Source organism: Bradyrhizobium sp. CB1015 (assembly GCF_025200925.1).
In the GTDB taxonomy this organism is placed as follows: Bacteria; Pseudomonadota; Alphaproteobacteria; order Rhizobiales; family Xanthobacteraceae; genus Bradyrhizobium.
This window is the reverse complement of sequence record NZ_CP104174.1, coordinates 1,880,453-1,901,065: the sequence shown is the minus strand read 5'-3', so window position 1 is coordinate 1,901,065 and position 20,613 is coordinate 1,880,453. Positions and strand designations below refer to the sequence as shown.

Annotated in this window: 17 protein-coding genes; 7 read left to right on the top strand and 10 right to left on the bottom strand. The window is 64.6% G+C overall.

Features of this window, described 5'->3' with window-relative positions; translation table 11 throughout:
- The first annotated feature begins 17 nt into the window (after positions 1-17).
- The 3 genes from N2604_RS08475 to N2604_RS08465 are packed head-to-tail and all read left to right on the top strand — an operon-like array spanning position 18 to position 3,465.
- A complete protein-coding gene (locus tag N2604_RS08475) occupies positions 18-1,487 on the top strand; it encodes a CpaF family protein (protein WP_260374302.1) in 1,470 nt (489 codons plus the stop codon).
- 16 nt (positions 1,488-1,503) lie between these two features.
- The gene (locus N2604_RS08470; protein WP_260374301.1) at positions 1,504-2,481 is read left to right on the top strand and encodes a type II secretion system F family protein; all 978 of its coding nucleotides are present in this window, start codon (positions 1,504-1,506) and stop codon (positions 2,479-2,481) included.
- A 9-nt stretch (positions 2,482-2,490) separates the two neighbouring features.
- Positions 2,491-3,465 carry a type II secretion system F family protein gene (locus tag N2604_RS08465; protein WP_260374300.1) on the top strand — a complete coding sequence of 325 codons (975 nt, stop codon included), beginning with the start codon at positions 2,491-2,493 and terminating at the stop codon, positions 3,463-3,465.
- 50 nt (positions 3,466-3,515) lie between these two features.
- Here N2604_RS08465 and N2604_RS08460 read toward each other — a convergent pair whose 3' ends face one another.
- The 3 genes from N2604_RS08460 to N2604_RS08450 form a co-directional block, all read right to left on the bottom strand.
- Positions 3,516-4,343: a tetratricopeptide repeat protein gene (locus N2604_RS08460; protein ID WP_260374299.1), complete on the bottom strand. Its 828-nt coding sequence runs from the start codon at positions 4,341-4,343 to the stop codon at positions 3,516-3,518.
- Positions 4,344-4,423: 80 nt separating this feature from the next.
- On the bottom strand, positions 4,424-5,944 hold the full coding sequence (locus N2604_RS08455; RefSeq protein ID WP_260374298.1) for a metallophosphoesterase: 1,521 nt from the start codon (positions 5,942-5,944) through the stop codon (positions 4,424-4,426).
- A 267-nt stretch (positions 5,945-6,211) separates the two neighbouring features.
- The gene (locus tag N2604_RS08450; protein WP_211402802.1) at positions 6,212-6,415 is read right to left on the bottom strand and encodes a hypothetical protein; all 204 of its coding nucleotides are present in this window, start codon (positions 6,413-6,415) and stop codon (positions 6,212-6,214) included.
- 198 nt (positions 6,416-6,613) lie between these two features.
- Here N2604_RS08450 and N2604_RS08445 point away from each other — a divergent pair, with 198 nt between their 5' ends.
- Together N2604_RS08445 and N2604_RS08440 are read left to right on the top strand one after the other, a co-directional pair.
- Positions 6,614-7,987: a M17 family metallopeptidase gene (locus N2604_RS08445; protein WP_260374297.1), complete on the top strand. Its 1,374-nt coding sequence runs from the start codon at positions 6,614-6,616 to the stop codon at positions 7,985-7,987.
- Positions 7,980-8,822 (top strand): C40 family peptidase, encoded by an 843-nt coding sequence (locus N2604_RS08440; RefSeq protein WP_260374296.1) that lies wholly within the window; start codon positions 7,980-7,982, stop codon positions 8,820-8,822. Before N2604_RS08445 ends, N2604_RS08440 begins: the two co-directional genes overlap by 8 nt.
- 101 nt (positions 8,823-8,923) lie before the next feature.
- Here the strand turns inward: N2604_RS08440 and N2604_RS08435 are convergent, their stop codons facing one another.
- The 6 genes from N2604_RS08435 to N2604_RS08410 all read right to left on the bottom strand — a co-directional run bounded on the left by N2604_RS08435 (position 8,924) and on the right by N2604_RS08410 (position 17,439).
- Positions 8,924-10,561 carry an ABC transporter ATP-binding protein gene (locus N2604_RS08435; protein ID WP_260374295.1) on the bottom strand — a complete coding sequence of 546 codons (1,638 nt, stop codon included), beginning with the start codon at positions 10,559-10,561 and terminating at the stop codon, positions 8,924-8,926.
- A 4-nt stretch (positions 10,562-10,565) separates the two neighbouring features.
- Entirely contained in the window at positions 10,566-11,744 is a 1,179-nt protein-coding gene (locus N2604_RS08430) for an ABC transporter permease (RefSeq protein ID WP_260374294.1), read from the bottom strand.
- On the bottom strand, positions 11,744-12,853 hold the full coding sequence (locus tag N2604_RS08425) for a microcin C ABC transporter permease YejB (protein WP_260374293.1): 1,110 nt from the start codon (positions 12,851-12,853) through the stop codon (positions 11,744-11,746). Before N2604_RS08425 ends, N2604_RS08430 begins: the two co-directional genes overlap by 1 nt.
- Positions 12,854-12,855: 2 nt before the next feature.
- The gene (locus N2604_RS08420) at positions 12,856-14,742 is read right to left on the bottom strand and encodes an extracellular solute-binding protein (protein WP_260374292.1); all 1,887 of its coding nucleotides are present in this window, start codon (positions 14,740-14,742) and stop codon (positions 12,856-12,858) included.
- Between the two features lie 14 nt (positions 14,743-14,756).
- Complete coding sequence (locus N2604_RS08415; RefSeq protein ID WP_260374291.1) at positions 14,757-16,673, bottom strand: extracellular solute-binding protein; 1,917 nt, start codon at positions 16,671-16,673, stop codon at positions 14,757-14,759.
- 211 nt (positions 16,674-16,884) lie between these two features.
- Complete coding sequence (locus N2604_RS08410) at positions 16,885-17,439, bottom strand: cytochrome c family protein (RefSeq protein WP_260374290.1); 555 nt, start codon at positions 17,437-17,439, stop codon at positions 16,885-16,887.
- Positions 17,440-17,672: 233 nt separating this feature from the next.
- On the opposite strand from N2604_RS08410, the gene N2604_RS08405 reads away from it, so the two are divergent.
- Positions 17,673-18,413, top strand: coding sequence for a 3-deoxy-manno-octulosonate cytidylyltransferase (locus N2604_RS08405; RefSeq protein ID WP_260374289.1), 741 nt, complete (start codon positions 17,673-17,675; stop codon positions 18,411-18,413).
- 37 nt (positions 18,414-18,450) lie between these two features.
- Positions 18,451-19,308: a prephenate dehydratase gene (locus N2604_RS08400; RefSeq protein ID WP_260374288.1), complete on the top strand. Its 858-nt coding sequence runs from the start codon at positions 18,451-18,453 to the stop codon at positions 19,306-19,308.
- 128 nt (positions 19,309-19,436) lie between these two features.
- Here the strand turns inward: N2604_RS08400 and N2604_RS08395 are convergent, their stop codons facing one another.
- The gene (locus N2604_RS08395; RefSeq protein ID WP_260374287.1) at positions 19,437-20,456 is read right to left on the bottom strand and encodes an LLM class flavin-dependent oxidoreductase; all 1,020 of its coding nucleotides are present in this window, start codon (positions 20,454-20,456) and stop codon (positions 19,437-19,439) included.
- Positions 20,457-20,613 lie beyond the last annotated feature (157 nt).

Genomic DNA, 20,613 nt, shown 5'->3' with positions numbered 1-20,613 from the left:
CCGCATGGAGTTGTTAAGTGTTCGGTAAGCGTAGCGGAACAGACACCGACTTTCGGGCGCCCAAGCCCGGCGCCGTGTCGCTCGAGCCTGCCCCGGCTCAGGCGCCGACGGTGTCGCGCGCCCCGTCTCCGCCGGCCGTCGCCTCGCCACCGCTTGCGCCCGCCAAGGCCCCGCCGCCTCCAGCCATGGAGAGCCGGCGTTCGGACAATTATTACGAGGTCAAGGCGACCATCTTCGGCGCGCTGATCGAGGCCATCGACCTCGCCCAGCTCGCCAAGCTCGATTCGGAGTCCGCGCGCGAGGAAATCCGCGACATCGTCAACGAGATCATCGCGATCAAGAACATCGTGATGTCGATCGCCGAGCAGGAGGAGCTGCTCGACGACATCTGCAACGACGTCCTCGGCTACGGCCCGCTCGAACCATTGCTGTCGCGCGACGACATCGCCGACATCATGGTCAATGGCGCCAACACCGTCTACATCGAGGTCGGCGGCAAGATCCAGCGCACCGGCATCCGCTTCCGCGACAACCAGCAGCTTCTCAACATCTGCCAGCGCATCGTCAGCCAGGTCGGCCGGCGCGTCGACGAATCCTCGCCGATCTGCGACGCACGCCTCGCCGACGGCTCCCGCGTCAACGCCATCGTGCCGCCGCTGTCGATCGACGGCCCCGCGCTCACCATCCGCAAATTCAAGAAGGACAAGCTGACGCTGGATCAGCTCGTCAAGTTCGGCGCGATCACGCCGGAAGGCGCCGAGATCCTCCAGATCATCGGCCGCGTCCGCTGCAACGTGCTGATTTCCGGCGGTACCGGCTCGGGCAAGACCACCCTGCTCAACTGCCTCACCAACTACATCGAGCACGACGAGCGCGTCATCACCTGCGAGGACGCCGCCGAGCTCCAGCTGCAGCAGCCCCACGTGGTGCGGCTGGAAACCCGCCCGCCCAACATCGAGGGCGAGGGCCAGGTCACGATGCGCGAACTGGTGCGCAACTGCCTGCGTATGCGCCCCGAACGCATCATCGTCGGCGAGGTCCGCGGCCCCGAAGCCTTCGACCTGCTGCAGGCCATGAACACCGGCCACGACGGCTCGATGGGCACGCTGCACGCCAACAACCCGCGCGAGGCGCTGTCGCGCTGCGAATCCATGATCACGATGGGCGGCTTCTCGCTGCCCTCGCGGACCATCCGCGAGATGATCTGCGCCTCGATCGACGTCATCATCCAGGCCGCGCGCCTGCGCGACGGTTCCCGCCGCATCACCCACATCACCGAGGTGATGGGCATGGAAGGCGACACCATCATCACCCAGGACATCTTCCTCTACGACATGGTCGGCGAGGACGCCAACGGCAAGATCATCGGCCGGCACCGCTCGACCGGCATCGGCCGCCCGAAGTTCTGGGAACGCGCCCGCTATTACGGCGAAGAGAAGCGCCTCGCTGCGGCGCTCGACGCGGCGGAAGTCGCGCCGAAGACGTGAGCAGGTCAGCAGCGCCATGAACATCCAGGTCCTCGCCCTCGCCTTCCTCGCCACCGCAGCGGTCGGTGGCATCGCCTGGGTCTTTCTCTATCCGCTGCTGTCCGGGGAGCGAAAGGCGGAAAGCCGCCGCGCCTCGGTCGCGCGCGCCGAAGCGCCCACGGCCCGGCAGGCGGAGAAGACCCAGCGCTCGCGCCGCGAGCAGGTCGAGTCCACGCTCAAGGATCTCGAGGCGCGGCGCGCCCAGGAGAAGAGCGCTCCGCTCAGCGTCCGCCTGTCGCAGGCCGGGCTCGACTGGACGCCGCAGAAATTCTGGATCGTGTCCGCCGTCGTGGCGGGCGTATTCTTCGCGGCCGCGCTGTTCGCGGGCGGCGGCCTGATCGGCGCCGCCGGTCTTGCCTTTGCCGGCGGCTTCGGCCTGCCGCGCTGGGCACTCGGCTTTTTGAAGAAGCGCCGCGAAGCCAAGTTCCTGGCTGCATTGCCCGATGCGGTCGACGTGATCGTCCGCGGCATCAAGGCAGGCCTGCCCTTGTTCGAATCGATCAAGGTCGTGGCTGCCGATGCGCCCGAGCCGCTGCGCAGCGAGTTTCTGGCCATCATCGAGACGCAGGCGATCGGCATGCCGCTGGGCGAGGCCTGCGCGCGGCTGTACGAGCGCATGCCGCTGCCGGAAGCCAATTTCTTCGGCATCGTAGTGTCGATCCAGCAGAAGTCGGGCGGCAACCTCTCCGAAGCGCTCGGCAACCTCTCCAAGGTGCTGCGCGACCGCAAGAAGATGAAGGAAAAGATCCAGGCGATGTCGATGGAAGCCAAGGCCTCGGCCGGCATCATCGGCTCGCTGCCGCCGATCGTGATGTTCCTGGTCTATCTCACGACGCCGCAATACATCTCGGTGCTTTGGACTCATCCCACCGGCCAGCTGATGCTGGTCGGCTGCGTCGTTTGGATGTCGATCGGCATCCTGGTGATGAAGAAGATGATCAACTTCGATTTCTGACGGTGTCGTATGATCGAATTCCTCGTCTCGAAACTGCACGACGTCCGTTTCATGACCATGCTGCTCGCGGCCATCGCCGCGAGCGCCACCGTCTATACGCTGGTGATGCCGTTGTTCGCCGGCGAGGGCCTCTCCAAGCGCATGAAGGCGGTGGCGAGCGAGCGCGAGCGCATCCGGCAGCGCGAGCGTGAGCGTCTCAATAAGAACGAGAAGGTTTCGCTGCGCCAGACACCGAAACAACTCGTCTCCAAGGTGGTCGAGGACTTCAACCTGACGAAATGGCTCGCGCAGGAAGCTGCGCGGGACAAGCTCATCATGGCAGGTTACCGCGGCCAGGCGCCCTATATCACCTTCCTGTTTGCCCGCATGGTCGCCCCGATCGTGTTCTTGATCGGCTCGGCCCTCTACGTGTTCGTGATCGGAAACATGCAACAGGCGCTGCCGATCAAGATCGGCATCTGCGTCGGCGCAGCCTATCTCGGCCTCCAGGCGCCGATGCTGTTCCTCAGGAACGCGATCTCCAAGCGCCAGCTCTCGATCAAGCGTGCGTTTCCCGACGCGCTCGACCTGCTCCTGATCTGCATCGAATCCGGCATGTCGGTCGAGATGGCATTCCGGAAAGTTGCGACCGAAATCGTGGGACAGTCGATCGCGCTGTCGGAGGAGTTCACCCTGACCACGGCCGAGCTGTCCTATTTGCAGGATCGCAAGGTCGCCTACGAGAACCTGGCACGGCGCACCGGGCTCGAGGGCGTCAAGTCGGTGTGTCTGGCGCTGCAGCAGGCGGAACGTTACGGCACCCCGCTCGGCCATTCCTTGCGCGTCATGGCGCAGGAGAATCGCGACATGCGCATGAACGAGGCCGAGAAGAAGGCGGCCGCTCTGCCGCCGAAGCTCACGGTGCCGATGATCCTGTTTTTCCTGCCGGTGCTGTTCGTGGTCATTCTCGGACCTACCGCCATCAAGGTCACCGAGATGCAGTGAGCCGGGCTGGGACCATACGGTCCGCCACCTAAGGCCTGGAAGTCAGATGATCAGTCGGGCTGGCTCAGCGATGCGACCGGCGTCCGCTTCGGCGCGCCGCGCGGGGCGTCGCTACGGCTCAGCATTTCCTTGAGATAGGCGACATTGGCCGCAGCCTGATCCGGCGGCAGGTCCGCCTTGACGATGGTCTCCGCTTCCGCGAAGCGGCCCTGGAGACCGATGACCAAGCCGAGGTTCTGCCGCACCCGGGCGCCGGCACGCGGCGAGGCATAGGCCTGCCGCAGCGCCTCTTCCGCCTTCGGCAGCTCTTTCGACAGCATGTAGGACAGGCCGAGGTTGGAGAGCACGCCGGGATCACCCGGTGCGATCTTCAGCGCGCTCGCGTAATAGGATCGCGCCTCCTCATGACGGCCCATCTGGTCCAGCGCGGTGCCCTGCACCGAGAGCAGGCGCCAGTCCGGATTGTCGGGCGAATGCGCCTTCGACAGAACGTCGAAGGCCTGCTGGAAATTGCCGTTGTCGGCGAGTGCGCGGCCGTACTGGGCAAGCAGCGCCTTGTTGCCGGGGTTGGCGATGGTCGCCTGCTCGAGCACGGCGGCGGCCTGGGCGCGTTGGCCGTTGGCGCGCAAGGCCTGTCCATAGGCGAGTGCGGCGTCGGCATCCCGGGGATTGGCGCGGTAGCGCTCGCCATAGGCTTCGACCGCACGCGCCGGATCGGTGGGCGCGCGATCGGCAGAGGCCGCGTCCGCCCGGGGGCCGACCGAGCCCGTCACCTCGGAGAGTTTCGACATGGCCGTGCAGCCGCCGAGGCCCATCGCCACCGTCGCGACCAGCGACGTGGAAGCAAGTAGCCGGGTAAGCCTGATCCGTTGACGCATGACGCTTTGACTCTCGAGCTGCTCGATCGAGCCGAACGCGTCAGCAATAGAATGTTAACCCTAACGGCCGGTTAACGGCGCTATCCGACGTGCTCCACTCGCGCCACCGGTTGTTGCGGCGCTTGCCCGCCGAGGCCGAGATCGAGGCCGAGCGCCTTCACCTGCAGGTCCAGGTCCCGCAGCAATCGCAGCCTCTGCCGCGCCCGCCGCCGAACGTCGACACCCTCGCAAGGCAGCCGCGGCACCTGGCGCAGGAAGTCGTGACGGTTGATCAGGCCTCTCGCATAGAGCTCATCGAGCTGAGCGCGATCGATGCCGAGCACCCCGGCGGATTGCTCGATCAATCGGCCGAGCAGCGTTGTCACCGCGGCGAGCACGTCGATGTCGAACCCGAGGCCGGATCTCGCAGCCTTGCGCTCGAGCTTCGCCCAGGCATGGGCCGAGACGACGTAGGTGTAGAGCGCGCTCGCCCAGTTCGGCTCCGCCTCATCGTAAAAGCTGCCACGCATGAACAGCCGGCGGACGATCGCCGCGACTTGGTCGCCTTTCAGCGCGCCGGATGAGGCGGCCTCGATCGCCGACTGGACGGCCGGATCACGGGAAAAGTCGCGCCCCGCCGGCAGCCTGATGACGCCGCCCGGCAGGTTGGAATCGAGCGGCCTGAAGGCCGTATCGTTGCGGAGCCTCGAATAGCGGGTGATCGCGAAGCGGTGCACCGTGCGGCCGGCATGGGACGCGGGGCCGAAATGGACGAGGTTGAAGCCGGCATCGTCGCCGGCTTGCCCGGTCGAGGACGGACAGGAAAGCACGTAGATCGTGCGCCAGAACGCCTCACCGCTCTCGCTCGACGTTGCACGCGGATCGGGGATGGAATAGCGCGTCAGCCCCTCGACATGGCGATGACCGTGCAGAACCAGATCGACGTTGAGCGAGGTGGCGGCCTCGAGGAAGGTCGCGGGTGCGGCGAGATACATCAGCGGTTCGTCGGGCACGCCGAGAAAGCGCTTTCCTTCCCCGGTCGCCTGGGGCAGCAGATGATGGTGCAGGGCCAGCACGCGGACCAGGTTGTCCGCGGGCTCGGCATAGTCGGCGCGCCCGGCAGAACCGATGCTGCCCGCGAGCTCGGCGCTCAGCCGGGCGGAATCTGCCACCGTCGCCTTGTAAGCGCTCTGGTCGATCTTGCCGCTCGCGAGCGCCATCAGGCTTGCGCGATTGGAATCGAGCAGCATCAGGTCGAGGCCCGCCTGGCGGTAGTACACACTCTTCGCGATCCGCGGCAGGTGCAGGTAATCGTAGGCGTCATGACGGCCCGCACGCTGGCTCGGCCGCTTGACGTCGTGATTGCCGGCCACGGCCTGGATGTCGGTGAACAGCCCGGTCTGCCGAAAGGATGCGATGACGGCGAGCGCCTCGTCGAGCGCGCGCGGCGTCGGGTCGTCCACCAGATCGCCCGTGATCAGCAGGATGCGATCGGGAACATTCGCGACATCCGCCATCTTCTCGCAAATCGCGGCCCTGAGCGTCTCGATGGCCGGAAGCAACCGGCCCGACCCGTCCAGATGCAGGTCGGAAATCTGCGCAACAACGAACGATCTATCCATTTTGCGCCGCTCATCTGCAATGCTGCGCCGCCCAAACAATAAGAAAAAATGCTTCGACGAACCGATTCGACCCACCCTGGGCAGGCACCGACCGCGTGCTGCTGCGTGTCTGCGTTCGGGGTCACGCAGAGCGAGCGGCACAATCTAAAATGTTCGCTGATAATGCCACAACCAAAGCGCTAGTAAAGCCCCACGGCCGCGGCGTTGCGAACGGCAGCTCTCGGCGTGAGATGCGAGATTTGTTCGAGACGGTTTCGTCTCGCCCGGTCAATATTCGATGGCAAGCCGCTTGCGGATCTCGTCGACGCGCTTGTCGAGCGCATCGAAGCGCGCGTGGACGGAGCGGTCGTGGAGATAAAAGACGTAACCGCCGGCAAGGAACGCGAAGATCCAATGGTGGTGCTCGACATAACCGAAGATCACCTCGACGGCCTGGCCGATGAACGTAACCACGCTCCACACGAATTCCATCGCATTTCCTCCCGGCGCTTCGTCGTCGACCGCCCGCGATTTCATTCCGGCGACCGTTGCCGGAACCTACCATGCCCCCCTTGCGGCGAGTAGCGGCTCGCCGAACGGTGGCGGCAAAGCCGATTGCAGCGGCGGCCAAACTCTGCGAAGTCTCGTCCGGTCGCATGACTCGCCTGAACTGACGATCCGGACCCGCCAATGCCTTCTGTCTTCGAGACGTCATCCACCGCCACCCCGATCACCTTCGTCACCAAGTCGAGCTGGGATCAGGTCGCCGAGACGCTACCGGCGGCGCAACGCCAATTCGCTTGCGCCAGCGCCTTTGCCGCCAAGCCGGGCGGCTATCTTGCCCTGCCCGCGACCGACGGCACCATTGCGCAGGTGCTGTTCGGGCTCGAGGAAGAGGGTGCAAGATCGCGCGACCTGTTTCGGCCCGGCGCCCTGCCCGGCCTTTTGCCGCCGGGCACTTATCGCTTTGCCAATGCACCGCACGATGCACGGCTGGCGGCGCTCGCCTTCGCGCTCGGCACCTACCGCTTCGCGCGCTACCGCAAGGCTGAGCGCCCCGAGGTCCGGCTGGTGCCGCCTGATGGCGTCGATCCGACCGAGATCGAGCGGATCGCCGGTGCGGCGATGCTCGCGCGCGACCTCATCAACACGCCGTCCAACGACATGGGCCCGGATGAGCTCGCCGCAGCGGCGCAAGCGCTCGCCGCCGAGTTCGACGCGAGCTTTGCCTGCACCATCGGCGAAGAGCTGGCAAAGAGCTTTCCGCTGATCCACGCCGTCGGCATGGCGTCCAGCCGCGCGCCGCGGCTGATCGACATCGTCTGGGGCGATCCTGACCATCCCAAGGTGACGCTGGTCGGCAAGGGCGTCTGTTTCGACACCGGCGGCCTCGACCTGAAGCCGTCGAGCGGCATGCTGATCATGAAGAAGGACATGGGCGGCGCCGCCAACGTGCTGGCGCTGGCGCGCATGGTGATGGATGCGAAGCTGAAGGTGCGGCTGCGCGTGCTGATCCCTGCGGTGGAGAACGCCGTCGCCGGCAATGCCTTCCGCCCGCTCGATATCTTCACCTCCCGTAAAGGGATCACGGTCGAGATCGGCAACACCGACGCCGAAGGCCGCCTCGTGCTCGCCGACGCGCTGGCGCTGGCCGACGAGGAGGAGCCCGATCTGCTGATCGACCTCGGCACGCTGACCGGCGCGGCCCGCGTCGCGCTCGGGCCGGATCTGCCGCCCTTCTACACCAATGATGAGACACTGGCTGCCGACGTCGCGCGCTGCGCGATGAACGAGAACGATCCGTTGTGGCGCATGCCGCTGTGGCCGCCTTACGATGCCTGGCTGGACTCCAAGACCGCCACCATCACCAATGCACCGTCCGGCGGTTTTGCCGGCTCGATCACCTGCGCCCTGTTCCTGCAACGCTTCGTCGAGCACACCAAGAGCTGGCTGCATGTCGACATCTTTGGCTGGACGCCGTCGGCGAAGCCGGCGCGGCCCGAGGGCGGCGAGTGCCAGGCCGCACGCGCCATCTACGCACTGCTGAGCGAGCGCTATGCATGACCCGCGACTGACGCCGGCGCGGGGCGACCTCGCCGCAAAATATCTCGAAGGCAAGGTGCAGGCGGATCGATATGTCGCCGGCGAGGAATTCGAGGTGGTCGAAGCGATCGCGCCGGTGCGCGAGCAGCCGTCTTCGAACGCGATGCTGATGACGGAGGCCCTGCGCGGCGAAAGCGTCACGGTCTACGACCGCAATGGCGAGGGTTGGGCGTGGGGCCAGCTCCATGGCGATGGCTATGTCGGCTGGCTGCCGGATTCGGCACTCGCAAGGCCGTCGGCCGCCCCAACTCACTTGGTCAGCGCGCTGCGGACGTTTGCGTTCCCCGGCCCCTCGATCAAGCTGCCGCCGGCCGATACGCTCGTGATGGGATCGAAGCTCGCCGTGGCGCGCGAGGACGGCAGCTTCGCCGTGACGCACGACGGCAGATATCTTCCGAAAACGCATCTGGTCCCGCTCGATCATCGCGAACCGGATTTCGTCGCGGTCGCCGAGCGCTTCGTCGGCACGCCCTATCTCTGGGGCGGCAAGAGCAGCTTTGGCATCGATTGCTCCGGCCTCGTCCAGGTCTCGCTGACATCGGCCGGGATCGGCTGCCCGCGCGACAGCGACATGCAGCTCGCCGGTCTCGGCCGCCCGCTGGAGCCGCATGAGCGAACCCACTTGCAGCGCGGCGATCTGATCTTCTGGAAAGGTCATGTCGCGATCGTGCGCGATGCCGCCACCATGGTTCACGCCAATGCGCATCACATGGCAACGGTGATCGAGCCGATCGAGCCAGCCATCGCGCGGATCAAGGCGGCTGGCAGCGAGGTCGTCGCGATCAAGCGGATTTAGCGACACTTTCGTAGGATGGGTAGAGCGCAGCGAAACCCATCGCTTTGAGGCCGCGTCGTTAGAACGATGGGTTTCGCTGCGCTCTACCCATCCTACCGGAGCTACGTCGCCACCGCCCCGTTCCCGGCTGCCTCCAGCCGGAACGCGGCCGCGAACAGCGCGCGGGTGTAGTCCGTCTTCGGATTCCTGAACAGCTCGGCCGCCTGACCTTCCTCGACCACCTTGCCGCCGCGCATCACGATGAGGTGGCTGGCGAGCGAGGCGACGACGCGCAAATCGTGCGAGATGAACATGTAAGTGAGCTCGCGCTTGCGCTGGAGCTCGCGCAACAGATCGACCATCTGCGCCTGGAACAGCATGTCGAGCGCGCTGGTCGGCTCGTCCAGCACGACGAAATCCGGCTCCAGCACGATCGCGCGCGCGATCGAGATGCGCTGCCGCTGACCGCCGGAGAATTCGTGCGGATAGCGGAAGCGCGTCTCCGGATTGAGCCCGACATCCTCGAGCGCCTTGACGACGCGCGCCTCGCGTTCCTCGCGCGAGAGCTTCGGCTGATGCACGGAGAGGCCTTCGGCGATGATGTCGGCGACCGACATGCGCGGTGAGAGCGAGCCGAACGGATCCTGAAACACGATCTGCATGTCGCGCCGGAAGGGACGCATCTCCTTGAAGCGCAGGCCCTGGATGTCGTTCCCTAAGAACACGATGCGCCCGTTCGAGGAGATCAGCCGCAGCAGTGCCAGCCCCAGCGTGGTCTTTCCCGAGCCGGATTCGCCGACCACCCCAAGCGTCTCGCCCTTGCGTACGGCGACACTGACGCCATCGACCGCCTTGATGTGGCCGACCGTCTTGCGCATCAGGCCGCGCTTGATCGGGAACCAGACCTTGAGATCATTGGCCGACATCACCACCGGCGCATTCGGCTGCGGCGGCGCCGGATCGGGCTTGGGCTCCGCCGCGAGCAGGTCACGCGTATAGGGATGTTTCGGGGTCTTGAAGACCTGCTCGACCGGCCCCTGCTCGACGATCACGCCGCCCTTCATGACGCAGACCGTGTCGGCGATCCGGCGCACGATGCCGAGATCGTGGGTGATGAACAACAGGCTCATGCCGAGCCGCGCGCGGATCTCGGCGAGCAGTGCCAGGATCTGCGCCTGCACGGTGACGTCGAGCGCCGTGGTCGGCTCGTCCGCGATCAGAAGGTCCGGCTCGTTGGCGAGCGCCATCGCGATCATCACGCGCTGACGCTGGCCGCCGGAGAGCTGGTGCGGATAGCTGTTCAGCCGCGTCTCCGGATCGGGAATGCCGACCTGGGTCAGCAGCTCCAGCGTCCGCTTGCGCGCCTGCGCGTTGCTGGTCGGATTGTGCAGCTGGATGATCTCGCCGATCTGCGCCTCGATCGTGTGCAGCGGATTGAGCGAGGTCATCGGCTCCTGGAAGATGATGGAGATGTCGCTGCCCCTGATCTCCCGCATCTGCTGCTCGGACTGGTCGATCAACTCCTGGCCCTTGAAGCGGATGCTCCCCGAGGGATGGGAGGCGTTCGGATACGGCAGCAGCTTCAGGATCGAGAGCGCGCTGACCGACTTGCCGGAGCCGGACTCGCCGACCAGCGCCACGCATTCGCCGCGCTTGATCTGGAACGAGACCTTGTCGACCGCGAGCGTGGTGGCGCCACCCTGGTGGAAGGCCACCGAGAGATCGCGCACGCTGAGCAGAGGCTGGTTGATCGCGTCCATGACCTTACCTGAACGTCTTGCGCGGGTCGAAGGCGTCGCGCACGGCTTCGCCGATGAAGATCAACAGCGACAGCATGATCGCCACCGAGAAGAAGCCGGAGAAACCCAGCCACGGCGCCTGCACGTTGGCCTTGGCCTGCGACAGCAACTCACCAAGGGAAGGCGAACCCGGCGGCAGGCCGAAGCCGAGGAAATCGAGCGCCGTCAGTGTCATCACCGAGCTCGACACGATGAACGGCAGGAACGTCATGGTCGCAACCATCGCGTTCGGCAGCAGGTGACGGAACATGATGACCGGGTTGGACACGCCGAGCGCCCGCGCCGCCTGGATGTATTCGAAATTGCGCCCGCGCAGGAACTCGGCGCGCACGAGGCCGACCAGCGAGACCCAGGAGAACAGCAGCAAGATGCCGAGCAGCACGAAGAAACCGGGCACGAGCACCGAGGACAGGATCAGGAGCAGATAGAGCGACGGAATCGCGGTCCAGATCTCGATGAAACGCTGGAAGATCAAATCGACCCTACCGCCGAAATAGCCCTGCACCGCGCCCGCCGCGATGCCGATGACCGACGAGACGATGGTGAGACAAAGGCCGAACAGCACCGAGATGCGGAAGCCGTAGATCAGCCGCGCCACCACGTCGCGGCCCTGATCGTCGGTGCCGAGCCAATTGTATTCGAGATCGCGGCAGCTCTTCAGTCCCTTCTTCTCCACCACCGGCTTGCACTGCTTCTCCGTCAGCATCCAGGTCGGCGGCGACGGCGCCGGCGTCGGCAGGTCGAGATTGTGGGTATCGTATGAGTAGCGGATCAGCGGCCAGACAATGCTGCCGCCCTTGTCCTTGATCAGCTTCTGCAAGTACGGGTCGCGGTAGTCGGCCGCCGTCTCGAAATCGCCGCCGAAGGTCGTCTCCGAATAGGTCACGAAGGCCGGCCAATACAGCCGCCCGTCGAACTTGATCAGGAAGGGCCGATCGTTCGCGATCAACTCGGCGAACAGCGAGATCACGAACAGGCCGATGAAGATCCAGAACGACCAGTAGCCGCGGCGGTTGGCCTTGAAGTTCTGCCACCGCCGCCTGTTGAGCGGTGAAGGCACGAAGGGCTTGCGCGTGATCGGAACTGCATCGCCGAGCGGCGACTTCGCTGTTGTCTCGATCGGCGTGGGCGCGGTGATCGTCATCAGACCTCCCGTGCCTCGAAATCGATCCGGGGGTCGATCCACATATAGGTCAGGTCGGAGATCAGGTTGATCACGAGTCCGACCAGCGAAAAGATGTAGAGCGTGCCGAACACCACGGGATAGTCGCGGTTGAGCACGCTCTCGAAGCTGAGCAGCCCGAGCCCGTCCAGCGAGAAGATGGTCTCGATCAGAAGCGAGCCGGAAAAGAAGGCGTGGATGAATGTTCCGGGAAAACCTGCGATGACGATCAGCATGGCGTTGCGGAAGACGTGGCCGTAGAGCACCCGGCTCTCACTGCAGCCCTTGGCACGCGCAGTCATGACGTATTGCTTGCGAATCTCGTCCAGGAACGAGTTCTTGGTCAGGAACGTCATGGTGGTGAAGGCACCTAGCCCCATGGCGATCAGCGGCAGCGTCAGGTGCCAGAAATAATCGACGATCTTCCAGTACCAGGGAAATTGCGACCAGCCGTCCGAGGTCAGCCCACGCAGCGGGAACCAGTTGAAGAACGAGCCGCCGGCAAACAGGATGATCAGCAGGATCGCGAACAGGAAGCCGGGGATGGCATAGCCGAGCACGAGTACCGTCGAGGTCCAGGTGTCGAACCGCGCCCCGTCGTTCACGGCCTTGCGAATGCCGAGCGGGATCGAGATCAGGTACGTCACAAGCGTCAGCCAGAGGCCAAGCGAGATCGAGACCGGCAGCTTTTCCTTGATGAGCTGGAGCACGCTGACGTCGCGAAAATAGCTCTTGCCGAAATCGAAGCGGGCGAAGTTCCACACCATCAGCAGGAAGCGTTCCGGCGCCGGCTTGTCGAAGCCGAACTGCACCTCCAGCTTCTTGATGAAATCAGGATCGAGGCCCTGCGCACCGCGATATTTGGAGTTGACGGCATCGCCGCCGGCACCGACCTGCCCCGGCGCGCGCTGCGCAAAATCGCTGCCACCGGAAATACGCGAGGTCCCGCCGGTGTCGGCGCCCGAGAGCTGCGCGATCACGCGCTCGACCGGGCCGCCCGGCGCGAACTGCACGACGACGAAGGAGACGAACAGGATCCCGAGCAGGGTCGGGATCATCAGGAGGAGCCGGCGGGCGATATAGGCGCTCATGGCTATTTCGCCTGCTCGAGCTTGGCCGCCTTGGCCGGTTCATACCACCAGATCTCCGGCGCGCCGACGCCGTTGGCATAGCGCGGCAGCTTCTGCGGATGGCCGAACTGATCCCAGTAGGCCAGCCGGTGCGTCTTGTTGTACCATTGCGGTACCCAATAGCGACCGGCGCGGAACAGCCGATCGAACGCGCGGCAGGCGACGGTCAACTCTTCACGGCTGTCGGCGGCCATGATCTTGTCGATCATGGCGTCGATCGCCGGACTGGCGACGCCAGCGAGATTGTACGAGCCCTTGGTGTTCGCGACCTGCGAGGAGAAGAACGCGCGCATGGCATCGCCTGGTGTCGCCGACATGCTGAAGCGCTGGATGGTCATATCGAAATCAAAATCTTCCTGCCGAGCCTTGTGCTGTACGGCATCGACGAGGCGCACGCTCGCTTCGATGCCGAGCGTCGCGAGATTCTTGATGTAAGGCGCGTGGTGCGGCTGGAACGAGGGCTCATCCAGCAGGAACTCGATCTTGAAGACCTCGCCGTTCGGCAGCACCCGCTTGCCGTCCTTGATGGGAACGCCGGCCTCGGTCAGCAATTGCTGCGCCTTGCGGAGCAGGCTGCGGTCCTGTCCGGAGCCGTCGGAGGCCGGCGGCGTGAACGGCGCCGCGAACACCTCGTCGGGAACCTGGCCGCGAAACGGCTCTAGCAGCTTCAGCTCTTCCTGCGAAGGCGGCGCATTGCCAGCCATGAGGTCCGAGTTCTGGAATGGCGACACCGTACGGGCATAGGCGCCGTACATGATGGTCTTGTTGGTCCATTCGAAATCGAAAGCGTTGATCAGGGCCTCGCGCACGCGGGGGTCTTTGAATTTGTCGCGCCGCGTATTGATGAACCAGCCCTGCGCGCCGGAGGGCGTATCGTCGGGCACGACCTCCATTTTGACACGACCATCCTTGACCGCGGGGAAGTCATAGCGCGTCGCCCAGATGCGCGAGGTGAACTCCTCGCGGTAGAGATAGCTCTTGCCGGTAAAGCCCTCGAAGGCGACATCGCGGTCGCGATAGAATTCGTAGCGGACGACATCGAAATTGTAGCTGCCGCGGCAGGGCGGCAGATCAGCGGCCCACCAGTCCTTCACGCGCTCGAATTCGATGTAACGATTGACCTCGAACCTGCCGACCCTGTACGGGCCCGAGCCGAGCGGAATCTCCAGCGACGATTCATCGAACGGGCGGGACGCGTAATACGCCTTCGAAAAGATCGGCAGACTGGCGACATAGAGCGGCACGTCGCGCGCGCGCCCCTTGGCGAAGGTGACCACGAGCGTCGCATCGTCGAGGGCTTCCGCACTGACCATGTCGCGCATCTGCACGATGATCAGCGGATGCCCCTTGGTCTTCAGCGTCGTCAGCGAAAAAGCTGCATCGTGGGCAGTGAGCCTGGACCCGTCGTGGAATCTCGCCTCTTGCCGCATCGTGAAGCGATAGACCAGCTTGTCCGGCGATATTTGCACGGATTTGGCGGCCAGCCCGTACATTGCGTCGGGCTCGTCACTTGCCCGGACCATCAGCGGCGAGAACGTCATATCCATACCTTGTGCGCCGTCGCCCTTCAGGATGAAGGCGTTGAGCGAGTTGAAGGTCTGGTAGGACTGATTGTAGGCGCGCACCGACGGGATCAGCGAGAACGTGCCGCCTTTCGGCGCGTCGACATTGACATAATCGAAATGATGGAAGTCGGCGGGATATTTGAGATCGCCGAATGCCGACATGCCGTGCGCCTCGATCGCCGCTTCCGATGCTCGCGCGCTGCGCAGCAGCGGCGCGCCGACGGACGCTCCGAGGGCGCCGCCAACACCCAGGACCAGCACATGGCGGCGTGACATCTGCGTCATGCGGGGATTGTCCTTCACGATTTTCTTGCGATCCGCGCCGCCTTGTCTGCGTCGTACCACCAGATGAACGGGAAACCGGACTGACCGTATTTGGGCAATTCCGCCGGCCGGCCGAAGCGATCCCAGCGCGCGGTGCGCACCTTGTTATAGGTCCATTGCGGCACGACGTAGTGATTCCACAACAGCACGCGGTCGAGCGCCTTGGTGGCCGCAACGAGATCGTCGCGGTCCGTGGCGTAGATGACGCGTTCGATCAGCTTATCAACCGCCGGATTCTTGATCCCGGCAAGATTGCGCGAGCCGGCGATGTCGGCCGACTTGGATGACCAGAACTCGCGCTGCTCGTTGCCCGGCGATTGCGACTCGCCCCAGGAGTTCGTCACGATGTCGAAGTCCCACTCGCGCGTCCTGTTCTCATATTGGGTCGGATCGACCGTCCGAACGCTCACGGCAATGCCGAGCCGCTCCAGCGACGGCTTGTAGAACAGCGTAATTCGTTCGAAGCTGGGATCCGAGTTGAGCAATTCCAGCGAGAACTGCGCGCCGGTCTTGACGTCGATCAGCTTGCGGTCGCGCACCTCGTAGCCCGCCTCCTTGAACAGGCGCAGCGCCTCACGCAGATTATCGCGCACCGCTTCCGGACTGCCCCCGACCGGATTGGTGTAGGCCGTCGTGAAGACCTCGGGCGGCACCTGGGCGCGAACGGTCTCGAGGATCTCCAGCTCTTTTCCCTGCGGCAATCCGGTTGCCATCAGCTCATCGATGCCGTCGAAATAGCTGCTGATGCGCTTGTACTGACCGTAGAAGATCTGCTTGTTCATCTCCTCGAAGTCGAACGCGTAGTTGAGCGCACGACGGACGCGCGGATCGCTGAACTTGGCGCGCCGCAGGTTCGGCACGAAGGCCTGCATCACGCCGGAGCTGCGGTTAGCGAATTCCTCGAGGATCACCCGCTTTTCGGTCACGGCCGGGAAATCGTAGGCGGTCGCCCAGCTCTTCGCGCTGTTCTCGGTGCGCCAGTCGACCTGGTCGGCCTTGAAGGCCTCGATCGCAACGGTGCCGTCGCGGAAATATTCGTAGCGCAGCTCGTCGAAATTGTTGCGGCCGACATTGATGGGAAGATCGCGGCCCCAATAGTCCTTGACGCGCTCCAGCGCGATCGAGCGTCCTGCGACGAATTCCTTGACCTTGTAGGGGCCCGAGCCGAGCGGTACTTCCAGCGTGGTGGCGGCGACATCGCGCTTGCGGCCCTGCGCGTCCGTCCCCTCCCACCAATGTTTCGGCAGGACGATCAGCTGTCCCACGATCAGCGGCAGCTCGCGGTTGCCGGGTGCGTCGAACACAAACTTCACGTCACGCTCGCCGACCTTCTCGGCCTTCACCACATGGCTGTAATAGGCCGAGTACATCGGGTGGTTCTTCTTGAAGGAATCGAGCGAGAAGATCACATCCTCCGGCGTGACGGGCTTGCCGTCATGCCATTTCGCCTGCGGGCGCAGGCGATAGGTGACGAAGGAGAAATCGTCTGGATGGCTGACCGCTTCGGCCAGCGCGCCGTATTCGGTCGAGACCTCGTCGAGCGACTGCGTCAGGAGCGATTCATAGATGAATGCGACGGCGCCGGCGACCTGGCCCTTCACGCCCGAGACGACGATGTTGAAATTGTCGAACGTGCCGACGGCGATCTGGCGCGCGACACCGCCTTTGGGGGCGTCCGGATTGACGTAGTCGAAGCGCTTGAAGTCGGCGGGGTACTTGACGTTTCCGAACAGCGACAAGGCGTGGCGCCAAGGCAACCCGCCGGAAGGCAGCTCGCTTGCCGATTGCGCCTGTGCCGTGCCGACGACGGGAACGCCCGCGACGGAGCCAAGGGCTGGAAGCGCTGCCGCAGCAGTGCCGGTGAGCAGGAGATCGCGTCGGGTAATGGCCAAATCAACATCCCTATCTTGAAGGAGGCTACTCCTTTAAGTTCCCAATATAGGCGAGGTTTCGACCGAATATGTTGCTTTTTCCTCATCTTGGAAGCCCGGCCGGCCCATCGGATGCGGCCAAACGCCCCGATAACGTCGTCGCGAGGCCCGGATAAGGAAACGGCCAGGCTTTTCAGCCTGGCCGCATATCCGAAAATCGGTTCTGGAAGCCTTATTTCGAGGCGGTCGGCAGCGGCTGCGGATGCTCCGACAGCGAGTTCAGATAGGCGATGACGTCGGCACGTTCGGAATCCTTCTGAATGCCGGCGAAGCCCATGGCGGTGCCCGGGATGAAGCCCTTCGGGTTGGCGATGAACTTGTCGAGGTCGTCGAAGGTCCAGGTGCCGCCCTTGGCCTTCATGGCAGCCGAGAAGTTGAAGCCGCCACGGCCCTCACCACGCTTCTCGCCGACGACGCCATAGAGGTTCGGACCGACACGGTTCGGGCCGCCCTTCTCGAAGGTGTGGCAGGCGCCGCATTTCTTGGCGGCGGCAGCACCCTTCTCGACGGAAGCAGTCTGGAGCAACTTTTCGATCGGCTCGGAGGAGGCTGCAGCGGCGCCGCCTCCCTTGCCGTGTCCGGCGTCTTCCTTCACCGCGATCTCGAAGCCCGGCTTTTCCGGCGTCTTGGGGGAGAACAGCGCACTCGCGGTGAAGCTCGTCACCAGCAGGAAAAGACAGGTGCCGAGCACGGCACCGAGAATCTTGTTGAGTTCGAAAGAGTCCATTTCCGGCCAGGCCCCACCGCAAGAAGGAAACAGCGGCCCAAGCGGCCGCCAGGACGAGCCTCGGGAGAATCAAACGTTCCTTATTGTTTCCCCGAGTTTTGCCATTGAGATATCGGTTTGCCCGGGGTCTGGCAACCCGTATAAGCGACCCGGCTTCAGGCCGGTCCCCATCCCATTTCCCGGTGCGGAAAACGCTCCGTTTTCAGGCTCTTGACCTCAGACCTTTGAACCCAATGATCGACCCCCGCATCCTGGTGCTGATCCCGGCCCGCATGGCGGCCACCCGCCTGCCCGGCAAGCCGCTCGCCGATATCGCCGGCCTGCCGATGATCGTGCATGTGCTGCGCCGTGCCGAGGCCGCTGCAATCGGCCGGGTTGCGGTCGCGACCGACACCGACGAAATCGCCTCGGTCGTGACCGCCCATGGCGGCGAGGCGGTGATGACCCGCGCCGACCACCCCTCCGGCTCGGACCGCATCCACGAGGCCATGCGGAAGCTGGACCCTGAAGGCAGGGCCGAGATCGTGATCAATCTCCAGGGCGATTTCCCGACCATCACGCCGCAGACCATCCGCGAGGTGCTGCCGCCCTTCGACGATCCCGCCGTCGACATCGTAACATTGGCCTCGCAGATCCACACCGAGGAGGAGGACCTCGCGCCGAGCGTCGTGAAGGCCATCGGTTCGCCGATCGGGCCGAAGCGGTTGCGGGCACTTTATTTCACCCGCGCCACAGCTCCCTACGGCAACGGACCGCGATACCACCACATCGGCCTCTATGCCTATCGCCGCGCGGCGCTGGAGCGGTTCGTATCGCTGCCGCCGTCTCCCCTGGAACGTCAGGAGAGCCTGGAACAGCTCCGGGCGGTGGAGGCCGGCATGCGGATCGACATCATGATCGTCGACAGCGTGCCCCGCGGCGTCGACACGCCGCCCGATCTCGAAACCGCGCGCAGCATCCTTTCCAAATCCTGAGCCGCTGCTACAAGGCCGACCAGGAGCACTTCAAGACATGAGCAAGATGAAGATCGCATTCCAGGGCGAACCCGGAGCCAATTCCCACATCGCCATCGTCGAGGCCTATCCCGACGCCGAGCCGATGCCCTGCGCCACTTTTGAAGACGCGCTGTCGGCGATCTCGTCGGGCGAAGCCGATCTCGGCATGATCCCGATCGAGAATTCGGTCGCCGGCCGCGTCGCCGACATCCATCACCTCCTGCCGGCGTCGGGCCTCTTCATCGTCGGCGAATGGTTTCTGCCGGTGCGGCATCAGCTGATGGCGGTGAGGGGGACCAAGCTCGAAGACATCAAGAGCGTCGAGAGCCACGTGCACGCGCTCGGCCAGTGCCGGCGCATCATCCGCAAGCTCGGCATCAAGCCGATCGTGCACGCCGACACCGCCGGCAGCGCCCGCGACATCTCGGAGCGCAAGGACAAGACGGTGGCCGCGATCGCCTCGCGCCTGGCCGCAAAGATCTACGGTCTCGACATCCTCGCCGAGGACATCGAGGACGAGGCCCACAACACCACGCGCTTCGTGGTGCTGGCGCGCGAGCCGAAATGGGCGCCCCAAGGCACCGGGCCGCTCGTCACGACCTTTGTTTTCCGCGTGCGCAATTTGCCGGCCGCGCTCTACAAGGCGCTCGGCGGCTTCGCCACCAACGGCGTCAACATGACCAAGCTCGAGAGCTACATGGTCGACGGCAATTTCTTCGCCACGCAGTTCTATGCCGACGTCGACGGCCACCCCGATGACAAGGGCCTCGCCTTCGCCATCGAGGAGCTGAAATTCTTCTCGCGCGAATTCCGCATCGTCGGCGTCTATCCGGGCCATCCGTTCCGCGCGACATTCAGCGAGGCGCAGGATTAGTGGCGTGTCCCGGACGCGCGAAGCGCGAGCCGGGACCCAGGGACAGGATACCCAGTCGCGAGATGGGCCCCGGCTCTGCAGCGCACCGCTGAAGAAGCGCTGCGCTGCGTCCGGGGCACGAGAGCGGTCTACACGCTTTCTCTTTTCGCCAGCCCGAACGCCTCCGCCAGCAGCGAATACGACTTCTTTCGCGCCTCGTGGTCATACACCGCCGTGATCACCATCAGCTCGTCCGGCTTGCTCGCGTAGATCAAGGGCTGCAGCTTCTTCTGCACCGTCGCGGGGCTGCCGACGAACAGGCGCGAGCGGTTGCGCAGGATCGAGGTGCGCTCGGCATCCGTATATGGATAGGCCATCGCCTCCTCGACGCTCGGCAGCGGCAGATATTGGCCGCGGTCGCGGCGAAGGCGATTGAGGTCAAAGGACGAGGCAAGCCTTTCGGCTTCCTCGTCGGTATCGGCGGCGATAACGGCGACCGCGAGAATGGCATGCGGGCTCGCACGCCAGGCCGAGGGCTGAAAACGATTGCGGTAGTGCACCATCGCATCGATCGCGTCGTGGGACGCGAAATGATGGGCGAAGGCGAAGCCCATGCCGACCTGGGCGGCCAATTCCGACGAATAATCACTGGAGCCAAGCAGCCAGATCGGCGGCAGCCTGGTGTCGTCGGGCATCGCGACGACGTTGTTGTAGGGATGCCCTGCGGGGAATTCCCGGGTCTCCCACAGGATCAGCTCGTGCAGCCGCTCCAGAAAATCGTCGCCCTCGCGGCGGTCGAGCCGGCTTCGCAGCGCATAGGCCGTGGCGCCATCGGTGCCCGGCGCGCGACCGAGACCGAGATCGATCCGGCCGGGAAACAGCGCCTCCAGCATCTTGAAACGCTCGGCGACGACCAGCGGCGCGTGGTTGGGCAGCATCACGCCGCCGGAGCCGACGCGGAGGTGCTTCGTCACCGCCGCGATCTGCCCGATCATGACATCGGGCGCGGGGCTCGCGACAGAGGCGAGGTTGTGATGCTCGGCGAGCCAGTAGCGGACATAGCCGAGGCCATCGACGTGACGCGCCAAATCGATGCTGTTGCGCAGCGCCGCGGCGGGCTTGGTGCCTGTTGTGACGACGGAGAGGTCGAGGACGGAGAGCGGGATCATGGCGGCATAACGTAATGGAGGCCGTCGTGGCGGCAATGGGCAGGCTGCGCAGGCCTGACGTGTACAGCGGGCGGGCACGCCAGCGGCTCAAGTTGGGCCAACTGCCGCTTGTTTGTAGACGACTTCGTCTTGCCCACCACGATACTTGGCCAACGAG

What these genes read in the sequence shown, in the direction of transcription:
- N2604_RS08400 (WP_260374288.1), top strand. Translation starts at nt 18,451, where the DNA reads ATGAGCAAGATGAAGATCGCATTCCAGGGCGAACCCGGAGCCAATTCC.
- N2604_RS08425 (WP_260374293.1), bottom strand. Translation starts at nt 12,853, where the DNA reads ATGAGCGCCTATATCGCCCGCCGGCTCCTCCTGATGATCCCGACCCTG.
- N2604_RS08395 (WP_260374287.1), bottom strand. Translation starts at nt 20,456, where the DNA reads ATGATCCCGCTCTCCGTCCTCGACCTCTCCGTCGTCACAACAGGCACC.
- N2604_RS08435 (WP_260374295.1), bottom strand. Translation starts at nt 10,561, where the DNA reads ATGGACGCGATCAACCAGCCTCTGCTCAGCGTGCGCGATCTCTCGGTG.
- N2604_RS08405 (WP_260374289.1), top strand. Translation starts at nt 17,673, where the DNA reads ATGATCGACCCCCGCATCCTGGTGCTGATCCCGGCCCGCATGGCGGCC.
- N2604_RS08460 (WP_260374299.1), bottom strand. Translation starts at nt 4,343, where the DNA reads ATGCGTCAACGGATCAGGCTTACCCGGCTACTTGCTTCCACGTCGCTG.
- N2604_RS08440 (WP_260374296.1), top strand. Translation starts at nt 7,980, where the DNA reads ATGCATGACCCGCGACTGACGCCGGCGCGGGGCGACCTCGCCGCAAAA.
- N2604_RS08455 (WP_260374298.1), bottom strand. Translation starts at nt 5,944, where the DNA reads ATGGATAGATCGTTCGTTGTTGCGCAGATTTCCGACCTGCATCTGGAC.
- N2604_RS08465 (WP_260374300.1), top strand. Translation starts at nt 2,491, where the DNA reads ATGATCGAATTCCTCGTCTCGAAACTGCACGACGTCCGTTTCATGACC.
- N2604_RS08430 (WP_260374294.1), bottom strand. Translation starts at nt 11,744, where the DNA reads ATGACGATCACCGCGCCCACGCCGATCGAGACAACAGCGAAGTCGCCG.
- N2604_RS08420 (WP_260374292.1), bottom strand. Translation starts at nt 14,742, where the DNA reads ATGACGCAGATGTCACGCCGCCATGTGCTGGTCCTGGGTGTTGGCGGC.
- N2604_RS08450 (WP_211402802.1), bottom strand. Translation starts at nt 6,415, where the DNA reads ATGGAATTCGTGTGGAGCGTGGTTACGTTCATCGGCCAGGCCGTCGAG.
- N2604_RS08410 (WP_260374290.1), bottom strand. Translation starts at nt 17,439, where the DNA reads ATGGACTCTTTCGAACTCAACAAGATTCTCGGTGCCGTGCTCGGCACC.
- N2604_RS08470 (WP_260374301.1), top strand. Translation starts at nt 1,504, where the DNA reads ATGAACATCCAGGTCCTCGCCCTCGCCTTCCTCGCCACCGCAGCGGTC.
- N2604_RS08445 (WP_260374297.1), top strand. Translation starts at nt 6,614, where the DNA reads ATGCCTTCTGTCTTCGAGACGTCATCCACCGCCACCCCGATCACCTTC.